This is a genomic window from Caloramator sp. Dgby_cultured_2, from assembly GCF_028872215.1.
GTDB lineage: Bacteria > Bacillota > Clostridia > Clostridiales > Caloramatoraceae > Caloramator > Caloramator australicus.
The window spans coordinates 1,589,396-1,606,401 of the sequence record NZ_CP118396.1 but is presented as its reverse complement, the minus strand read 5'-3'; the positions used below and the strand labels follow the sequence as shown (position 1 = coordinate 1,606,401).

At 32.4% G+C, this 17,006-nt stretch carries 18 protein-coding genes, 1 tRNA gene and 4 pseudogenes; 15 read left to right on the top strand and 8 right to left on the bottom strand.

Features of this window, described 5'->3' with window-relative positions; translation table 11 throughout:
• Positions 1 to 34: 34 nt before the first annotated feature.
• Entirely contained in the window at positions 35 to 583 is a 549-nt protein-coding gene (locus PWK10_RS10995) for a V-type ATP synthase subunit D (RefSeq protein WP_342455775.1), read from the top strand.
• A 10-nt stretch (positions 584 to 593) separates the two neighbouring features.
• On the opposite strand, the gene PWK10_RS10990 is transcribed toward PWK10_RS10995, so the two are convergent.
• Positions 594 to 1,553 (bottom strand): 3'-5' exoribonuclease YhaM family protein, encoded by a 960-nt coding sequence (locus tag PWK10_RS10990; protein WP_274766053.1) that lies wholly within the window; start codon positions 1,551 to 1,553, stop codon positions 594 to 596.
• A gap of 72 nt (positions 1,554 to 1,625) precedes the next feature.
• On the opposite strand from PWK10_RS10990, the gene ndk reads away from it, so the two are divergent.
• Together ndk and PWK10_RS10980 are read left to right on the top strand one after the other, a co-directional pair.
• A complete protein-coding gene (gene ndk / locus PWK10_RS10985; RefSeq protein ID WP_274766052.1) occupies positions 1,626 to 2,033 on the top strand; it encodes a nucleoside-diphosphate kinase in 408 nt (135 codons plus the stop codon).
• A gap of 37 nt (positions 2,034 to 2,070) precedes the next feature.
• Positions 2,071 to 2,146: transfer RNA gene (locus PWK10_RS10980), tRNA-Pro, on the top strand.
• Positions 2,147 to 2,185: 39 nt separating this feature from the next.
• Here PWK10_RS10980 and safA read toward each other — a convergent pair.
• Positions 2,186 to 2,784: pseudogene (safA, locus tag PWK10_RS10975) on the bottom strand (SafA/ExsA family spore coat assembly protein).
• Positions 2,785 to 2,914: 130 nt separating this feature from the next.
• Positions 2,915 to 3,283, bottom strand: a complete 369-nt coding sequence (locus PWK10_RS10970) for a hypothetical protein (RefSeq protein WP_274766051.1) — start codon at positions 3,281 to 3,283, stop codon at positions 2,915 to 2,917.
• 241 nt (positions 3,284 to 3,524) lie between these two features.
• Between PWK10_RS10970 and PWK10_RS10965 the strand changes: the two genes are divergently transcribed.
• The 3 genes from PWK10_RS10965 (at position 3,525) to PWK10_RS10955 (ending at position 4,834) form a co-directional block, all read left to right on the top strand.
• Positions 3,525 to 3,881 (top strand): PAS domain S-box protein, encoded by a 357-nt coding sequence (locus PWK10_RS10965; RefSeq protein WP_274766050.1) that lies wholly within the window; start codon positions 3,525 to 3,527, stop codon positions 3,879 to 3,881.
• Between the two features lie 238 nt (positions 3,882 to 4,119).
• Positions 4,120 to 4,308 carry a hypothetical protein gene (locus tag PWK10_RS10960; RefSeq protein WP_274766049.1) on the top strand — a complete coding sequence of 63 codons (189 nt, stop codon included), beginning with the start codon at positions 4,120 to 4,122 and terminating at the stop codon, positions 4,306 to 4,308.
• A 70-nt stretch (positions 4,309 to 4,378) separates the two neighbouring features.
• Positions 4,379 to 4,834 carry a GGDEF domain-containing protein gene (locus PWK10_RS10955; protein ID WP_274768239.1) on the top strand — a complete coding sequence of 152 codons (456 nt, stop codon included), beginning with the start codon at positions 4,379 to 4,381 and terminating at the stop codon, positions 4,832 to 4,834.
• A gap of 20 nt (positions 4,835 to 4,854) precedes the next feature.
• On the opposite strand, the pseudogene PWK10_RS10950 reads toward PWK10_RS10955, so the two are convergent.
• Positions 4,855 to 5,534: pseudogene (locus tag PWK10_RS10950) on the bottom strand (DUF554 domain-containing protein).
• A 410-nt stretch (positions 5,535 to 5,944) separates the two neighbouring features.
• On the opposite strand from PWK10_RS10950, the gene PWK10_RS10945 reads away from it, so the two are divergent.
• From PWK10_RS10945 to PWK10_RS10920, 6 genes and pseudogenes are all read left to right on the top strand, one after another.
• Positions 5,945 to 6,100 (top strand): hypothetical protein, encoded by a 156-nt coding sequence (locus PWK10_RS10945; RefSeq protein ID WP_274766048.1) that lies wholly within the window; start codon positions 5,945 to 5,947, stop codon positions 6,098 to 6,100.
• A 103-nt stretch (positions 6,101 to 6,203) separates the two neighbouring features.
• A complete protein-coding gene (locus tag PWK10_RS18735; RefSeq protein WP_332925430.1) occupies positions 6,204 to 6,554 on the top strand; it encodes an iron-sulfur cluster biosynthesis family protein in 351 nt (116 codons plus the stop codon).
• Positions 6,555 to 6,618: 64 nt separating this feature from the next.
• Positions 6,619 to 7,582 (top strand): annotated as a pseudogene (locus tag PWK10_RS10935) (RluA family pseudouridine synthase).
• Between the two features lie 47 nt (positions 7,583 to 7,629).
• The gene (locus tag PWK10_RS10930; protein WP_274766046.1) at positions 7,630 to 7,827 is read left to right on the top strand and encodes a hypothetical protein; all 198 of its coding nucleotides are present in this window, start codon (positions 7,630 to 7,632) and stop codon (positions 7,825 to 7,827) included.
• Positions 7,770 to 8,576 (top strand): hypothetical protein, encoded by an 807-nt coding sequence (locus PWK10_RS10925; protein WP_274766045.1) that lies wholly within the window; start codon positions 7,770 to 7,772, stop codon positions 8,574 to 8,576. The genes PWK10_RS10930 and PWK10_RS10925 overlap by 58 nt, the downstream gene beginning before the upstream one ends.
• Positions 8,577 to 8,665: 89 nt before the next feature.
• Positions 8,666 to 9,739, top strand: coding sequence for an RluA family pseudouridine synthase (locus PWK10_RS10920; protein WP_274766044.1), 1,074 nt, complete (start codon positions 8,666 to 8,668; stop codon positions 9,737 to 9,739).
• Positions 9,740 to 9,945: 206 nt separating this feature from the next.
• Here PWK10_RS10920 and PWK10_RS10915 read toward each other — a convergent pair whose 3' ends face one another.
• The 4 genes from PWK10_RS10915 to PWK10_RS10900 all read right to left on the bottom strand — a co-directional run bounded on the left by PWK10_RS10915 (position 9,946) and on the right by PWK10_RS10900 (position 14,579).
• The gene (locus tag PWK10_RS10915; RefSeq protein WP_274766043.1) at positions 9,946 to 11,670 is read right to left on the bottom strand and encodes a peptide ABC transporter substrate-binding protein; all 1,725 of its coding nucleotides are present in this window, start codon (positions 11,668 to 11,670) and stop codon (positions 9,946 to 9,948) included.
• Between the two features lie 743 nt (positions 11,671 to 12,413).
• Positions 12,414 to 13,019: a hypothetical protein gene (locus tag PWK10_RS10910; protein WP_274766042.1), complete on the bottom strand. Its 606-nt coding sequence runs from the start codon at positions 13,017 to 13,019 to the stop codon at positions 12,414 to 12,416.
• Positions 13,020 to 13,117: 98 nt separating this feature from the next.
• Positions 13,118 to 13,351 carry an oligosaccharide flippase family protein gene (locus tag PWK10_RS10905; RefSeq protein ID WP_274766041.1) on the bottom strand — a complete coding sequence of 78 codons (234 nt, stop codon included), beginning with the start codon at positions 13,349 to 13,351 and terminating at the stop codon, positions 13,118 to 13,120.
• Between the two features lie 112 nt (positions 13,352 to 13,463).
• Positions 13,464 to 14,579: an aminopeptidase gene (locus PWK10_RS10900; RefSeq protein WP_274766040.1), complete on the bottom strand. Its 1,116-nt coding sequence runs from the start codon at positions 14,577 to 14,579 to the stop codon at positions 13,464 to 13,466.
• A gap of 222 nt (positions 14,580 to 14,801) precedes the next feature.
• On the opposite strand from PWK10_RS10900, the gene PWK10_RS18730 reads away from it, so the two are divergent.
• The 3 genes and pseudogenes from PWK10_RS18730 to PWK10_RS10890 all read left to right on the top strand — a co-directional run bounded on the left by PWK10_RS18730 (position 14,802) and on the right by PWK10_RS10890 (position 16,948).
• Entirely contained in the window at positions 14,802 to 15,092 is a 291-nt protein-coding gene (locus PWK10_RS18730; RefSeq protein ID WP_342455501.1) for a hypothetical protein, read from the top strand.
• 29 nt (positions 15,093 to 15,121) lie between these two features.
• Positions 15,122 to 15,472 carry a zinc dependent phospholipase C family protein gene (locus PWK10_RS18725; RefSeq protein ID WP_342455774.1) on the top strand — a complete coding sequence of 117 codons (351 nt, stop codon included), beginning with the start codon at positions 15,122 to 15,124 and terminating at the stop codon, positions 15,470 to 15,472.
• An 88-nt stretch (positions 15,473 to 15,560) separates the two neighbouring features.
• A pseudogene (locus PWK10_RS10890) lies at positions 15,561 to 16,948 on the top strand (ISLre2 family transposase).
• Positions 16,949 to 17,006 lie beyond the last annotated feature (58 nt).

The window sequence follows — 17,006 nt, the reverse complement described above, 5'->3', positions numbered from 1 at the left end:
TAGCCCCTACCAAATCCAATCTTATGAAGGCTAAATCATCCTTAGAATTTTCAAAAAGGGATTTGAACTTTTAGACCAGAAAAGGAATGTCCTAATAAGGGAAATCATGGGCCTTGTTGATAAGTCAAAGGAAATACAAAAAAGGGTAAATGAGCTGTTTAAAGAGGCCTATGAGGCCCTTCAAATGGCAAACATTACTATGGGGATTCATTTTGTTGAGGATATTGCGTCGACTGTTCCTGAGGTGGAGGAGTTTGAGATTATTTTTAAAAGCGTTATGGGGGTTGAGGTTCCTATAGTAAAGCATTCGAAGGAGATGGAAAGGCCAAGTTATAGTTTTTACCAAACAAACTCAGCTCTTGATGTTGCCTTTACTAAGTTTCAAGAGGTAAAACTTTTACTATTTGAACTTGCAGAGATTGAAAATGCAGTCTTTAGGCTTGCCCATGATATTAAAAAGACTCAAAGGAGGGCAAATGCCCTTGAAAATATCCAAATACCCAAATATGAAAACTTGGTCAAATCCATTCAGGAGGTCCTTGAGGAGAAGGATAGGGAGGATTTTTTAGGCTTAAGGTTGTAAAGAAAAAAGATTAAAGAAGCAAAACCCCTAAAGGGGGTAGCTTTTTATTTTTTATACTTCTTCTATAAGTAGGGTTATATTCTGTCCAGCCATCAAGGCCGGTATCCCTTTCTATTGCAAGATGAAAGGCGTTTATTTCTGCACTTGCTTTATCGGCGTTGTGGACTGCTATTGCTTCTATTGTCATGGGAAGAACCGGAGAGCCCATATCAAGGGTTCCGTGGTGGGATAGAATGCAGTGGATAAGGTCGTATTTTAAATCGTTTGGAAAATCTTTTATTTCGCTAATTGCCCTGCTTACAAGGTCTGCACCAAGGGAAATATGGCCGAGTAAACGTCCTTTAGTTGTATATTTGTTTTCGGGAAAGCTTGAAAGTTCATATATTTTACCGATGTCATGAAGTAGTGCCGCAGCAACGGCTATGTCGTATTTAATGTAGCTAAATATTTTACAGTAGCTTTGAATAAGCTTTACAACCTCTATCGTATGCTGTGCAAGGCCACCTTGGTAGGCATGATGTATTTCTGCACCTGCTGCCTTTTTATAAAAGTGTTTTTTAACATCTGGCATTGCAAATATGTTTTCTAAAAGGGTTTTTATAAAAGGATTGCTTATAGTTGATATAATATTATTTATCTCAAGGACCATATCGTTTTCATTAACATAGCCTGATGGAAGAATGGAGTTTAAAAGTTCCTGCGAGGGATTCCATATTCTTTGGATGTTGCTTATGTGCAGCTGAAGGCTGCCCTTAAAATCCCTTGCTATTCCTGATATATAGGCAAGACACCCAGGGATAATTTCTTCGCCGATTTTTTCATCATCGTTCCAGATTTTAGAGTCATAGTTTTTAAGGCCTATGCTAACCTGAAGATGGTAGTAGTTTTTGTTGTTTTGGTCGGTTTTTCTAGTTATTTGCCTTACAGCAACAGCTATATTTTCAAATTTTTGATTTACATTTAGCTGCATAAAATCACCTCGAATTATATTATACATAATTTTTGCAAATAAAACACATAATATTTTAGTGGAGGGATTATTTTGGAAAGAACATTGGTTTTAATAAAGCCGGACGGAGTTAGGAGAAATTTGATAGGTGAGATTATAAGGCGTTATGAGATGAAGGGGTTAAGGGTTATAGCTATAAAGTCCCTTTATCCATCAGAGCAACTTGCAATGGAACATTACAAGGAACATGAAGGGAAAGACTTTTATGAGAGGTTAATTAAGTTTTTAACATCTGGAATGGTTATTGCAATTATTTTAGAGGGGAAAAATGCAATAAAATGTGCAAGGATAATCAACGGTGCTACAAAGTATCAGGATGCCCTTCCTGGGACGATTAGAGGTGATTTCGCCTTCGATGAGACGGAAAACCTTGTTCATGCTTCGGACTCATTAGAATCCGCTGAAAGGGAAATGAAAATTTGGTTTCCAGAAATCTATTGAAAAATTTATAAATTAGTGTATAATATAATATAGTTATCTGGGTGTGGCGCAGATGGTAGCGCGCCAGAATGGGGTTCTGGAGGTCGCTGGTTCAAGTCCAGTCACCCAGACCAAGAAAAAGCCTACAACCATTAGGTTGTAGGCTTTAAATCTTATATAGGTTTTATAAACATCTGCGTCCAATAGCACCTTCCTGCCTTATCCTTTGCAAGGCCGACGCCTATTTCGGTAAAGGTTGGGTTTAAGATGTTGCTTCTGTGACCTGGAGAGTTCATCCATGCATTCATGACTTCCTGTGGAGTTCTTTGACCCATTGCAATATTTTCACCAGCTGCTGAAAATCTTAAGCCGAAGGATTCAATCATTTGAAAGGGTGAGCCGTAGGTCGGTGAATAGTGGGAAAAGTAGTTTTTGTTTATCATATCTTGGGATTTATATCTTGCAATTCTTGAAAGCTGCCAGTTTTCCTTTAAAGGAGGAAGGCCTACCTTAGCCCTTTCAATGTTAACAAGCCTCACAACTTCGCTCTCTAGAGCTTTAGTCTCTATAACAGGAATTTTAATCTTTTGGCCTGGATATATAAGGGCTGGATTTTTATCTCTGGGTTAGCTGAAATGATTTCAGAAATACCTACCTGATATTTTTGTGCGATCTTCCATATGCTATCTCCAGGTTGAACAGTGTAATAGGTATCTTGGGCGTAAATTGTTGATGTAATCAGAAAAAATAAAGTCAAGAATATAATACTTATTTTTTTATTCAAACTAATCACCTCTAATGTTTAGTTTGAGTAGAAAAAGAGGTTTTATTCTTTATTTTAATTTAAAAACCTCTTTCTTGGTTTTTCTTTGCCAGGAAAGAGGTTTTAAGTTATATATGCTTTAACCCCTGTGGGTTAATATATTCTTAAAGCTTTCAAGATAGTTGTATGCTTCTTCTCCCTTTGCTACAGCATTTTTAATTTTGTTAACATTTCCCTCAATATTTGCAAGTTGAAGGGCAAAATTATCATGTTCAGCCTTATTAATTTCTGCTTTATGCTCAAGAGCACGTAGGATTTGAGTATTTTCTTCTACCTGAGCCTTAATTAGAGACACTTCATTGTGCACAGAATAAATCTGATCCTGCATAGAATTTATCTGATCCTGCATAGAATCAATTTGATTTTGCATAGAATCAAGGCGTTCATTTATAGGTTTAAGTTCTTCCTTAATGATTGTTCTAAAGGCATTCAACAATTCCATATCCATTTAAACGTTCTCCCTTCGTAAAGTATGATTTATATGTTAATGCGATTTAATCATTTTAGACTTATATAATAAATTATAGTTTATGAAAAATGGAGTTTCAAGCTTTATATAGACAAATGGCTCCTTGCCTAAATTTAATAATTTTTTTATTATACTAACATATAAATTTAATTGAAAATTCTTGAATTTATTATGTATAATAAGATTCGTGTTTAATCCTTTGTTTAAGAGGTGTCAGGGGATGGAGATTGATTCTGTTATTTTAAAACTTATCGATAGGATGCAAAATGCCTTTGCCTATCACAAAATTATTTTAGATGAAAATAATAAGCCAGTAGACTATGAGTATATTTATGTAAATACGGCATTTGAAGAGCTAACTGGATTAAAAAGACAAAATATATTAGGAAAAACTGTAAAACAAATTATACCTGATATTCAAAATAGCAGCTTTAATTGGATCGAATATTATGGTAATATTGCCCTAAATGGAGTAGAGGATCATATTGTCCAATATTTTGACCTTTGGGATAGGTGGTATAGGATAGATGTATTTTCCCCTGAAAAAATTACTTTGTCACCTTCTTTAGCGATATAACAGATGTTAAAAAGGCAGAAGAAAAAATAAAGGAACAGAATGAAATAATAAGTCAAATTACAGAAAACTTAGATGAAATTACATTTTTACAGGATGTTAAAACTCGAGAGGTAATTTATTTAAGCAGTTCCTTTGAAAGGATATATGGAATACCAATAAAGGAAATTTATAAAAACCCAAGGTTATGGATTGATTATGTTTACCCAAAGGATAGAGAAAGTGTTGAAAAAGATCAACGATGGAAAATACAATAAATGAAATAAAAGAAAAAGGCTATTTTACACAGGAATATAGAATAGTTGTTGATGACAATATAAAATGGATAAGGACAAAGATTCTTCCTGTAATAAACAGCGAGGGAAAAATATATAGAATAGTAGGTATAGAGCAGGATATAACGGAACAAAAAATATGGAAATTAAGTTAAGAAAAGCTGTAAGAAGAGCTGAAAGTCTCGCAATGCACGATTATTTAACAGGGCTTTATAATAGAAGAGCATTTTTGTAAGAACAAAGGAAGAAATAAATAGGGCAAAAAGAAGAGGAGAAACCTTTTCGATAATATTAACGGATTTAGATAGATTTAAATTAGTAAACGATACTTACGGCCATGATGCGGGAGATAAAATTTTAAAGGTCTTTAGTTCCATATTGAGAAAACATACACGAAAATATGATATAGTGGCAAGATTCGGTGGAGAAGAATTTATAATTTTCCTTTCTGCAACTAATAAGGAAAACGCAAAGAAAAAGGCAGAACAATTAAGAGAATATGTAGAAAGGTCAGAGGTTTATATAAGGGATGTTGATAAAAAAGTAAAATTTACAGCAAGCTTTGGAGTTTCAGAGCTTTTACCTGAGGATAATTACGATGTTGAAAAGGTTATAAAAAGAGCAGATAAGGCTTTATATTTGGCAAAGAACAGTGGAAGAAATATGGTTATTACAGATTAAAATCCAGGCAACGCCTGGATTTATTTTATTAGGTTTAAAAGCATGTAATATACAATTGGAATAAGGACGGAAGGTAATAAATTTGCAATCTTTATATTTGTTATCTTTAACATATTTAAAGATATTCCAAGGATTAAAAGACTGCCGATTGAGGTCATTTCGTTAATTGTAGCGGTAGTTAAAATATTTTTAGAGTAAATGCAAGAAGGGTAATTGCTCCTTGATATAAAAGGACGGAAAAGGCAGAGAACAAAACCCCAATGCCCATAGTTGATGCAAAAATAATAGACGAAATCCCGTCTAAAATGGATTTAGCGAAAAGAATCTTGTGATTCCCCTCAAGGCCGCTCTGTAGGGATCCGACGATTGCCATGGCACCTACGCAGTATAATAGGCTTGTTGTGACAAAAGCCTCAGAAATGTTGCCTTTGCCTTCAAATTTTTCTTCTATTTTTTGCCTAAATTATTTATAAGCTTATCTATATCAATAACTTCCCCTATAATTCCACCTATTACAATGGAAAAAATAATAAGCAAAACGTTGCTCCCTTTTAGCATTCCAGATACCCCGATGAAAAATACACAAAGGGCAAGTCCTTCGATAATTGTTTTGCTTATCCTTTCTGGAATTCCTTTTTTAATAAAAGCCCTAAAATTCCCCCAATGATTATTGCAAAAAGTTTACAATACTACCAAGCATTTTGGTCACCCCTTATTTTGGAAAAATTTAATAATATTTTAAATAAAAAATGTATAAAAAGCAATATATGAGAAAAAATAAATTCAGAAAAGGAAAGGGGAGTTGAAGATGGGAAAAGATAAGGAAAACAGAAAGAAAAAAGCTGAAGGAAAAGAAAAAAAGGCTAAGAAGAATAAAACTGAAGAAATTGAGCCTATGTGATAATAGGCTCAATTTTTTCAAAGGCTTTATCTACATCTACATTTATGCCTGCAGCAGCAGGATCTTGAGCATGGATCTTTACAGCCTAAAAACCATAATAAAAGTATTAAAGAGATAGGATCTCTACACATAATTTTCCCTCCCCAAATTTGCTTAGTATATTATATTCTTTTCGATAAAATTTGACACATTTTGAAAGGAGAGTATATATGGAAAATAGAACAGATGATAAACTTAAAGTTGATTTAAATGATGAAAGAATAGGCCTTACGGATATAAAGCTTGCTTCCTTTTCAGATAATATAATTGGATATAATTTTGAAAACGTAAGGGATTATAAAAACAAAAAAGGAGAAAAGAAATAACCCGGATTTTCCGGGTTTAAATTTTTCCTAAAAAGTGTTGAATTTGGTCAAAATATGACATATAATATACCTATAAAGGGTATATAAAATTGGAGGGATAAAAATGCAAATTAAAATATCTCAAGATGCAGCTATTGAGCTAAAGAAAAAAATTGAAGAAAAAGGAGAAGAATATGGTATAAGGGTATATATAGCAGGCTTTGGCTGAGGCGGTCCAAGTTTTGGTATGGCTCTGGATGTGCCAAAGGAAGATGATAAAGTTTTTGAAGTAGAGGGAGTTAAGATAATACTTGATGAAGAGATGGTAGAATATACTCCTGGGTTTATAATCGACTATAGAAATACCTATTTTGGAAAAAGATTTTCAGTTGAATCCCTTTATGGCGGGGAGGATGTGGTTAAAATAAGGGCATTTTGCCCTTATTTTTTTTGTAGAAAAATAATTTTGTTTTAATTATAATTATGTTATTGCAAGGAAAGATTAGGATATGGTTAAAATATACTTAGGAGGTTTTAGAATGAAGGAGGTAATAATAACTTCAAACGAGGCTGGACAGAGGTTTGATAAGTTTTTAAGGAAATACCTTAAAAATATGTCCTTAGGTTCAATATATAAAGCTATTAGAAAAAGGGAAGTTTTAGTAAACGGTAAAGGTGTAAATGAAAAATACCTGTTAAAAGAAGGGGATAAAGTAAGCTTTTTATTTGAAATAGAGGATGTAAAAAAGGAAAAGGATTTAAAATTTTTAAAAATAGAAAATTTGAATTTAAGGGTTGCCTATGAGGATGAAAATGTTTTAATCGTTGAAAAAGAAAAGAACTTATTGGTTCATCCTGATGAGGGTGAAGAGCTAACCTTAACCGATGCAGTTTTGGCATATCTTTATGATAAGGGGAATATAACCCAAATGAAGAAAAGACCTTTTCGCCTTCACCCTGTAACAGATTAGATAGAAATACAGAGGGGTTAGTTATTTATGCTAAAAACTATGAAGCTTTAAAGCTTTTAAATGAGGCAATTAGAGAAGGAGGTATTAAAAAATACTACATAGCCCTTATTAAAGGTAAAATTGAAGACGGAACATACAGGGCTTATCTTTCAAAGGACAAGAAGAACAACAAAGTTATAATTTCTAACAATAAAACAAGGGATTCAAAGGAAATAGAAACAAAGATAAAAACATTAGAAACTGTCGGTGCATTTTCAGAGGTTGAAATAGATCTTATAACAGGGAGAAGCCATCAGATTAGGGCTCATCTTTCAAGTTTAGGAAATCCTATAATAGGAGATCCTAAGTATGGACATAGAAAGTTAAACAGCATGTTCTTTAATAAGTTTGGTCTTGATAATCAGCTGCTTATTGCATATAAATTGATTTTTAAAAAAGTAAAGGGAAGTTTAAGCTATTTAAACAATAGGATAATAACTATGAATCTACCACCTATATATAAAAGATAAGGCATGAATTATTCAAGTTTTAATGTTTGGCTTAATATATATTACTAAAGCAATTTTTAAAGAGTAAAAGATGAAAAGAATTTTTATATTAATCTTGGCCTTTTTGCTAACTCTTTTAGCAAAGAATTTAAGTAAAGAAGTTTATAAAAATAACGAAGATAAACTTTTCAAAAATATTGCGTATATAGAAACTACAGAAAGCTATAGTCCTTGGGATGGGAAGGTAATTATAAAAAGTCCATATCCTATGCATATCCAGATAAATTAAGAATTGACTATATTGATGAGTTTAATTCTATAGAAATAATAAATGGAGATAAGTATTATTATACCAATAATAAAATCGACCACATAATTGTCCGATGGACTATTCCTTTGATTGAAATCGATATTTTTGAAATTTTAAAGATGATAGAAGGAAAAGAAATAATAGGGTATGAAGTTAAACATGATGTGCAGTATAAAATAATAGGTATAAAAAATAAAGTAGATGATGTTCAGTATTTTACAAAGGTTTGGGTAGGAGACTATAAGGGTTTTTCTCTTCCATATAAGGTTGAATATTTTATTAACAATAAAATAGTTTCCCAAAGGGTCTTCGAATATCAATTGATAGATGATAAGATAGATTTTAAATTATTTTCTATATCCTCCTTAGGGCCCAAAAAGCTTTTATTTGATGGTTCTGAACCAATTTACGTTACTTTAAGCAGAGCAAAGAAGTTTATAAATTTTGAACCATTAATATATAAGAACAATGGATATAATCTTGCTGAAACTAAGGTTATAAGAGAGGAAGGCAAGAATATACTAAATCTGGTTTATATAAAAGATGATGTTAAAATCGAAGTTCTTCAGAGGAAAAGAGAAAATAAGGATTCATTATTTACCATGAAAACCGATGGCGATAAAATTTACATCGATTTTATTGAAGGCGATATTTTTGTTAGTGTAGTTGGAACTTTAGAAAATTATGTAGATATAATTGACTTTTGCAGTGGACTGTCTAAAAAATAAATTTTGAAAAAATAGATGGGGAGTATAGAGATGGACAGGATGATATTTAATATATCTAAGGATGATGAAGGAAAAAGGCTCGATAATTTTTGAAATTTGAAAAGGGCTTTTCGACGAGGCTTATAAAAAAAATAACCAAAAACGGCTGTGTCTTTATAAATGGAAAGATAGCCTGGGCTGATGACATTTTAAAGGAAGGGGATATCGTTGAAATATTGTTAAAGGAAAATAAGGAACAGGATATAATGCCTGAAGATATTCCCATAGATATAGTTTATGAAGATGAGGATATATTGGTAGTGAATAAGCCTCCATTTATGGTGGTTCATCCTACCAAAAGCCATCAATCAGGAACTCTTGCCAATGGGGTTATGAATTATTTTAAAAAAACAAAACAAAATTGCATCGTAAGGCTTGTTAATAGGCTTGATAGGGACACATCTGGGCTTGTTATGATAGCTAAAAGTCAATTTGCCCATCAGGCTATGGCCAAGATGTTTGAAAAAAACAAAGTAAAAAAGGAATATATAGCAATAGTTAAAGGCAAAATGGTGGGAAAAGGGACAGTAGATCTTCCAATCGACAGACCAAGCTTAGATTCTATAAAAAGATGTGTCATTGAAGGAGGACAAAGAGCAATAACCCATTATGAGGTTATAGCATCAAATGAAGATATTTCAATTGTCAAGCTAATTTTAGAAACCGGAAGAACACATCAAATCAGGGTGCATCTGAGCCATATAGGACACCCTATTTTAAGCGATGAGTTATACGGAGAAAAAAGTAATATAATACAAAGACAGGCACTACATGCCTTTAGGCTTACTTTTAATAAATTAAGGGGCGAAGATTTGGTTGTATGCACGGCTAATATTCCGCAGGATATGCTTGAAATTTTAAAAAATATAATTTGGATTTTCAGGAGGATACCTATGAGTAAACTTCAAATAGTTAAGGAAAACATAATAAAAGAAATTGAGAATAATCCTAAATATGAAATTCAGTCTATTAAATCAATAGAACATCCTTTAAACAAAACCTTAATGAGTTTTAATATAATATTTTCAGATTCTGAAAAAAGCATTAGATATTCTTTGGTGGGGTATGAAAATGAAATAAAAGAAATTGGAATATTATTAGAGGCAAGTTTTTTACGGGAATAGAGAAGGATATAGAAGAAAGCAAAGAAATAGATAATTTTAAAGTTGAGATAAAAAACTTTAAAAAGGGTAAAGAAGCATTAGTAAAATTATCATTTAAAGGAAACCCTGATAAGTTTGATTTTTACTTGGCTTTAAATACTTTAATAGAAGAAGGGATTAATAAGCTTATATATTAAATAAAGATGGCAGCTAAGCTGCCATCTTTATTATCTACCTGAAGTATAAACTCCCTTTAATTCATAGTTTGCAAAGAGTGGTAATCTCCAGTTCTTTACATATGAATGAGTGAAGTTGTATCTATCTCTGTATTGAGTTGGTGCAATAGCTGCATCATCAGCAACGAGTAATTTTTCGGCTTCTTTGAAGTATTGAAGTCTCTTGTTGTTGTCTGGTTCCATAGAAATCTTCTTTATAAGTTCGTCATACTTCTTGTTTGAATACTTAGCTGAGTTGTTTCCTCCGCCTGTAATCCACATATCGAAGAATGTCATTGGGTCGTTGTAGTCAGCACCCCAAGCCATAGCTCCGATTTGGAAGTCTCCCTTGTCAACCTTGTCAAGGAATGTTCCAAAGTCTGATACAGCGTCGATCTTAACCTTTACGCCAAGCTTCTTTTGCCATTCATTCTGATAGAACTCAGCAATTGTTCTTGAGAAGGAGTCTGTTCCTGAGCTTAAGAATGTAACTGTATAAGTTGCGTTTGGATTTAATCCAAGTTCCTTTAATCCTTTTTGTAATAGTCCTTTCAATGCAGCATCAGTTGGATACTTAGCCTTTTCAGCCTTTAATGGTTCTGGAACAAGGCTTCTATATTGCTTATCTCCTATAAGGATGTTGTATGGAGTCCAACCATATGCTGGATAATATCTTTGGAATACATACTTGCAGAGCTTTTCTCTGTCGATTGCAAGTGAGAATGCAAGTCTTACGTTTCTATTTGTAAAGAGCTTATTCTTGTCTTTGTTGTTGAAGAATACATAGTTTTCTGCTCTGTCGTATCCAGTTATAAGCTTATATGTTCCCTTTTGAGCTTCTTTTTGGAATCTCTTTAAGTATTCTCCTCTTGCTGTTGAAGTGTCAACTTGCTTTCTTGTGAACATTTGCATTCTTGTTGCTTCTTCCTTGATTACAAGGAATGTAACTGTATCAAGGTAGTAGTTTTCAGCATCCCAATATTTTGGATTCTTCTTGAGAACTATCTTTGAACCCTTTACCCATTGTTCAACTGTAAATGGTCCGTTATAAACAAGCTTTGATGGGTCTTGACCGTATGAATTACCAGCAGCTTCAACAACATCCTTTCTTAATGGGAAGAGGTTTGAGAAGGATGTTAAGCTTATAAAGTATGGTGTTGGAGCCTTTAATGTAACTTCAAGTGTAGTATCGTTTAAAGCCTTAATTCCAAGGTCTGATGCCTTTGCCTTTCCTTGGTTGAAGGCTTCAGCGTTCTTAATTGGGTATAATAGGTATGCATAATCTGATGCAGTATTTGGATCAAGAAGTCTTGTCCATGAGTATACGAAATCTTGTGCAGTTACTCTCTTTCCATCTGTCCAATAAGCATTGTTTCTTAAATAGAACCTATAAACAAGACCATCCTTTGAAACTTCATACTTGTATGCAACACCAGGAACGATAACGTCTGATTTATTATCCTTTGTATCAGTCTTTGTTAAGCCTTCAAAAGCGAGTTCAAGAATAGCGTGTGAATAAGTATCTGTTGCCTTTGAAAGGTCAAGAGTTTTAATGTCTGTTCCAAATGGGATGTTTAAGAATTGTTCCTTGTCCATGTTAGTTGGTTTTGAATAGTTGATTTCCTTTAAAGTTACAGTTGTAAAGTTTGTTGCCTTTGACTGTGCAAATCCAGCTGCGGATACGAATAATACAGCAGCAGCAAGGAATGCACTAAGCTTTTTGAAAGTTTTGTTCATTTAGATACCCCCTTTAAGTTATTAATTTATATGAATATAAATTTTAAACTAAATTGTTCACCTCCTTAAGCGTCATGATAAAATACCAGTTATTAATAAATATTCTACAATAATTGAGATAATCCTGCCTTTAGAGGTAAAAAAGTATTAAGATTTGGAAATATTTTTATGTTCAAAATAGTCGAAAAAATGAAATCAAATACTTAAAAATTTGTAAAAAGTTTTAAACGTGATTAAATATAAAATATAAATGGAAAATATATAAGTTATAGGAGTTATGCCGGATTTTAAAAGAATCCAAGAAAGAAAAAGGCAAACAGAAAAGGTCAATAAATGAACTAATATATCTCTTTTAATTTCAAAATTCAACTTTACGCTTAAGTTGATATAAATGAAGTTTAATATTATTCCAACTGTTGCTGACACTATAAAGTTGATTGCATAGCCATATATATTAAGGTTTGGAACTGCAATGAATATATAAATTATTACTATATCAATAATAGAAAGAATGAGCGAATTTATCATTACCTGGGTTTGCCTTCCAATGGCATTTAAAATTGAAAAACTTATCATTTCAACATAAATTATAGGAAGCCCATAGGATAAAGTTTTAATAAGCGGTGCTATTGAACTGTCTTTATAAAATAATAAAGATATTTTGTCTGGAATGCTGTTTAATATGATAAATGTAGATAATGAAAGGATAAGGGCTATTTCGATTGTTTTTTTAATCCTCCTTTTTACAGCTGCAAAATTTTTAAAACCAAAAATTCTGAAATAGATGGAATAAGAACTATGCTTAAAGAATTTAATATAACGGCAGGGTAGAATATTACATTAAGGGCCATTCCAGATAGCTTTCCAAACATAGATATTGCATCTTCATAGCTAAAACCAGCAACCATAAGGCGTTTGGGAATTAATATTGCAATTAACATGCTAAAAACAGTTGATGATATTCCGTTTATTGCCAATGGTAAGGAGAGCTTTAATGTGTCTACAAGAAGTTGGATAGAATTTTCTGCCTTATCAAAGGATTTATTTTTAAGTTTATAGCTTTGATAAAATATATAAAAAAGCAATAGACTTGTAAACTCACCAGCACTTAAAGCAAGCATCGCAGATGCACAGCTCAGCTCTAAGCTTTTACTTTTGAAGAAATTTATTAATGGAAACATTACAAGTATTCTTATAATTTTTTCAACTATATCGATCAACGCTGGTTCTATCATCCTTTGAATTCCATAGAAGGCACCCTTGTAAACAGATGAGATAGACACTATAATAAGTGCAGGGGTAAAGGCAAGGATGCTGTAATAGGTTCTTGAATCCTTTAAGATAAACAATGAAAATTGTTTTGATAAAGAAAGCAATATAGCAGTTATTATAATGGACCAAAAGATTTCGAAGAGTATTATTGTATTAACAGTTTTATAAAGCTCATTTAATTTTCTTTTTGCCTTTTTTCTGCTGCAACCTTTGATACTGCAATGGTAATTCCGCCACCAGTTATAAATAAAAACATTGTATAAAGGGGCATTACAAGTTGATAAATTCCCATTCCTTTAGGGCCTATTTGGCGCGATAAAATTATTGAAAAAATAAAGTTTAAAGTGCCTGTTATGATGTTGGATAAAACTAAAATAAAGGTGTTTTTATAAAAATCACTAACCTTCATCCTTCACCCTGATAATTTATCTATAAATATTAATATTTTATTCCTTCTTAATTTATACTTATCTTAGAAAAAAGCGCAATGTTTGGTTAAACAAATCATTGCGCCTTTTAAATTACTTTAAGTTTTCTGGGTTTAATGCTTCAAGCTCAGGTAAAACAAATCTTCCGTCTTTTCTTACAAGAACATCATCGAAGTAAATTTCTCCTCCGCCATATTCTGGAGTTTGGATGTATACAAGGTCCCAGTGAATAGCTGATTTATTTCCGTTGAAGGCATCATCATAGGAGCTTCCTGGAGTAAAGTGGATTGAACCTGCAATCTTTTCGTCGAATAGTATATCCTTCATTGGTTTTGTTATATATGGGTTAACTCCTATTGCAAATTCGCCGACATATCTTGCACCTTCATCTGTATCGAATACCTTGTTTATTCTTTCTGTATTGTTTGCAGTTGCTTTTACTATTTTACCATCTTTAAATTCAAGTCTTATGTTTTCATAAGTGAATCCTTGATATTCTGAAGGAGCATTGTAAGTTATATAACCGTTTACGCTGTCCTTAACAGGTGCAGTATAAACTTCTCCATCTGGGATATTCATCTTTCCGTCACATTTTACAACTGGGATTCCTTTGATTGAGAAGGTTAAATCAGTTTCAGGTCCTACAATTCTTACTTTGTCTGTTCTTTCCATAAGTTCTACTAATGCATCCATTGCTTTGGACATTTTTGAATAATCTAAATTGCAAACGTTGAAGTAGAAATCTTCAAAGGCTTCTGTGCTCATGTTAGCTAGCTGAGCCATTGATGGTGATGGATATCTTAAAACAACCCACTTAGTTTTTGGAACTCTAATTTTTCCATGAACTTCATGCCAGAAGTATTTATTGTAGATACCAAGCTTATCTGATGGAACATCTGATAATTCTGATGTATTGTTTCCTGAACGAATTCCTATGTAGGCGTCCATATCGCTCATTCTTGCAGCTTCATACTTTGCCATCATCTTCATTTGCTCTTCAGTTGCACCCATAAGAAGAGCTCTGTCAACTGTTCTGTTTTTAATAGTTACAAAAGGAATAGCGCCTACCCTGTAAGCTTCTTTAATAAGCTCTGTGACAAGAGGCAGCTCAAGATGAATAGTTTCGATCAACACCTTTTCACCTGGCTGTAGTCTGCAGGAATAGTTAATAAGGTTTCTTGCAAGAACCTTTATTCTTTCGTCTACCATAAAAAGCCCTCCTTAAATTTTTTGTAACAAATATATTATAAACTATTAACAAAAATATTAAAATACCCTCTTTACAAAATGTCGAATTAAGTCTAAAATAATAGAGGTGTGGAAGTCATTACGTAAGGTTTATAATAAATCACCTCTAAGTATCCTCCGAAAAGGAGGATATTTTTTTTATTTGTTTTATAATATAATTGAAAAGAAATTTGAGGTGATGGTATGGAAGCTTTAGAAAAATCCTATGGATTTGTTCTTAAGCATATTTTAAAAGCTGTAAATCCCATTAAAAGGAAAATAATTAAAACGGAGTGTAAGGTCCACAAGTTTATAAATAATCAAGCAATAGAAATATTAAAAAATGATGGTAATGAAGAAGCTTATGATTTTCTCTCTAAATATATGAGGGATATAAATTCAGGGGTTGTTTGGGCTGATCAGGATTTTAAAAGCAGCAATCATTTTTATAATCCTGAAAAAATAGGGGCCTTTATGGTGCAAGCAACGCCCTAAAGGAGGCAACCTATTATTATACTAAAGCTATTAACTTATATAAGGAAGGGAAAATAAATGCATCTGCCTTTTATCTTGGATCTTCTTGTCACATCATTCAGGATATGACGGTTCCTCAGCATGTCAATATTAAGCTCTTGGACAGCCATAGAAAATATGAGCTTTGGGTTATAAAGACATATCTTATGCATGATTCCTTTAAAATTGAAAAAGGCGGGATATATTTAAATTCCATAAAGGATTTTATTGAAGAAAATGCAAAGATAGCTATAGAAGCCTATTTAAAATATAAACATTTACAGAATAAAGAAGAAAGATATTTTAAAATAACAGAAGAAATTTTAACGCAGGCACAGAAAACGACGGCAGGCATAGTGTAAAATTATTGTAGGACGAAAAAGACAAAAATTTAAAAGAGACAACCCCTGTGATAAAATAAAAGTGAAAAAACACACAAACCAATAAGGGGTGTCTCTTTTGAATAATATTATACAACAACATTTAATAAATTTCACTACTAAATTAATAAAAAATGTTGAAGAAACTATATCAAAAGAATGGGATCTAACAAAACTTGTTGATGTAGTTAAAAAAATGACTGATGAATTAGGAGCAAACATAATAAAGGACTTTTTAGAAGAATTAGATAAAACGATTAAAGAAGATGAAAAAAGGAAAAAGGGATGGGTAGTAGAAAGGAAAGACAAGAAAAAGATTGTAACAATGCTAGGCGAAATAGAATATGCAAGAACGTATTACAAATCTAAGAAGAATGGGGAATATAGATATTTACTTGATGAAATTATAGGGATAAGCAAACATGAGAAGGTAGATAAAGAAGTAAAGATAAAGCTGGTGGAGAACGCAATTAATATGTCCTATGAGGAGAGTAGTAAAATAACATGTCCGGAGAAACTAAGTAGACAGACAGTATTTAATGCAATAAGACAGGTAGGAGAAGTAGAAGTAAAAGGGAAGTAAAAGAAAAGAGGAAAGTAAGGGTGCTATACATAGAAGCAGATGAGGATCATGTGGCATTGCAGGATGGGAAGAAGGAGATGCCAAGGCTTGTATATATACATGAAGGAAGGCAAAGCAAAAATGGGAGAAACGAATTAAAGAATGTATATTACAAAGCATACGTTGGTGTAGAAGCTGAAGAAATATGGATAGATGTAGCGAATTATGTGTATGACAATTATGAAATAGAGAGCATAGAAAAGATATACATAGCAGGAGATGGAGCAAGATGGATAAAGGAAGGAATGGAATGGATTCCGAAAGCGAAATTTGTATTAGATAGATATCATTTGAACAAATACATAATAAGAGGGACAGCAAAGCGAGAAGAATATAGGCAAAAGATATGGGGAGCGATAAATGAAGGGGATAAGAAGGTTTTAAGGGAGATATTTAAGGAGTTAATAAATATAGCAGAAACTAAGACAGAAAAGGAGAGAGCAAAAGAAGCAAGGAGATATATATTAAATAACTGGGAAGGGATAGTAATATATAAAGAGGACGAGGATGTAATAGGATGCAGTGCAGAAGGGCATATAAGCCATGTATTATCAGCGAGATTAAGCAGTAGGCCATTAGGATGGAGTAAAGAGGGATTAAAGATAATGGCAAAGCTAAGGGTATTTAGCAGGAATGGAGGTAATTTAAGGGAAATAAGTATATACAAGGAAGATGTTGAAACATTTAGATTAAATAAAAAGAAGATAAAAGAAACAATTAAAAGAATAAATAATTCTTCACGAGAAGGAATAAATAATATAACAATATTAAACATTGGAAAAGTAACACCGATGTATAAGATATTAAAATCAATTAAATATGAAAATATAATTTAAAGTTTAAAAGTTTACGAAAGTCTTGATTTTAAACATTTTAGGGGTTGTCTATAAAAAA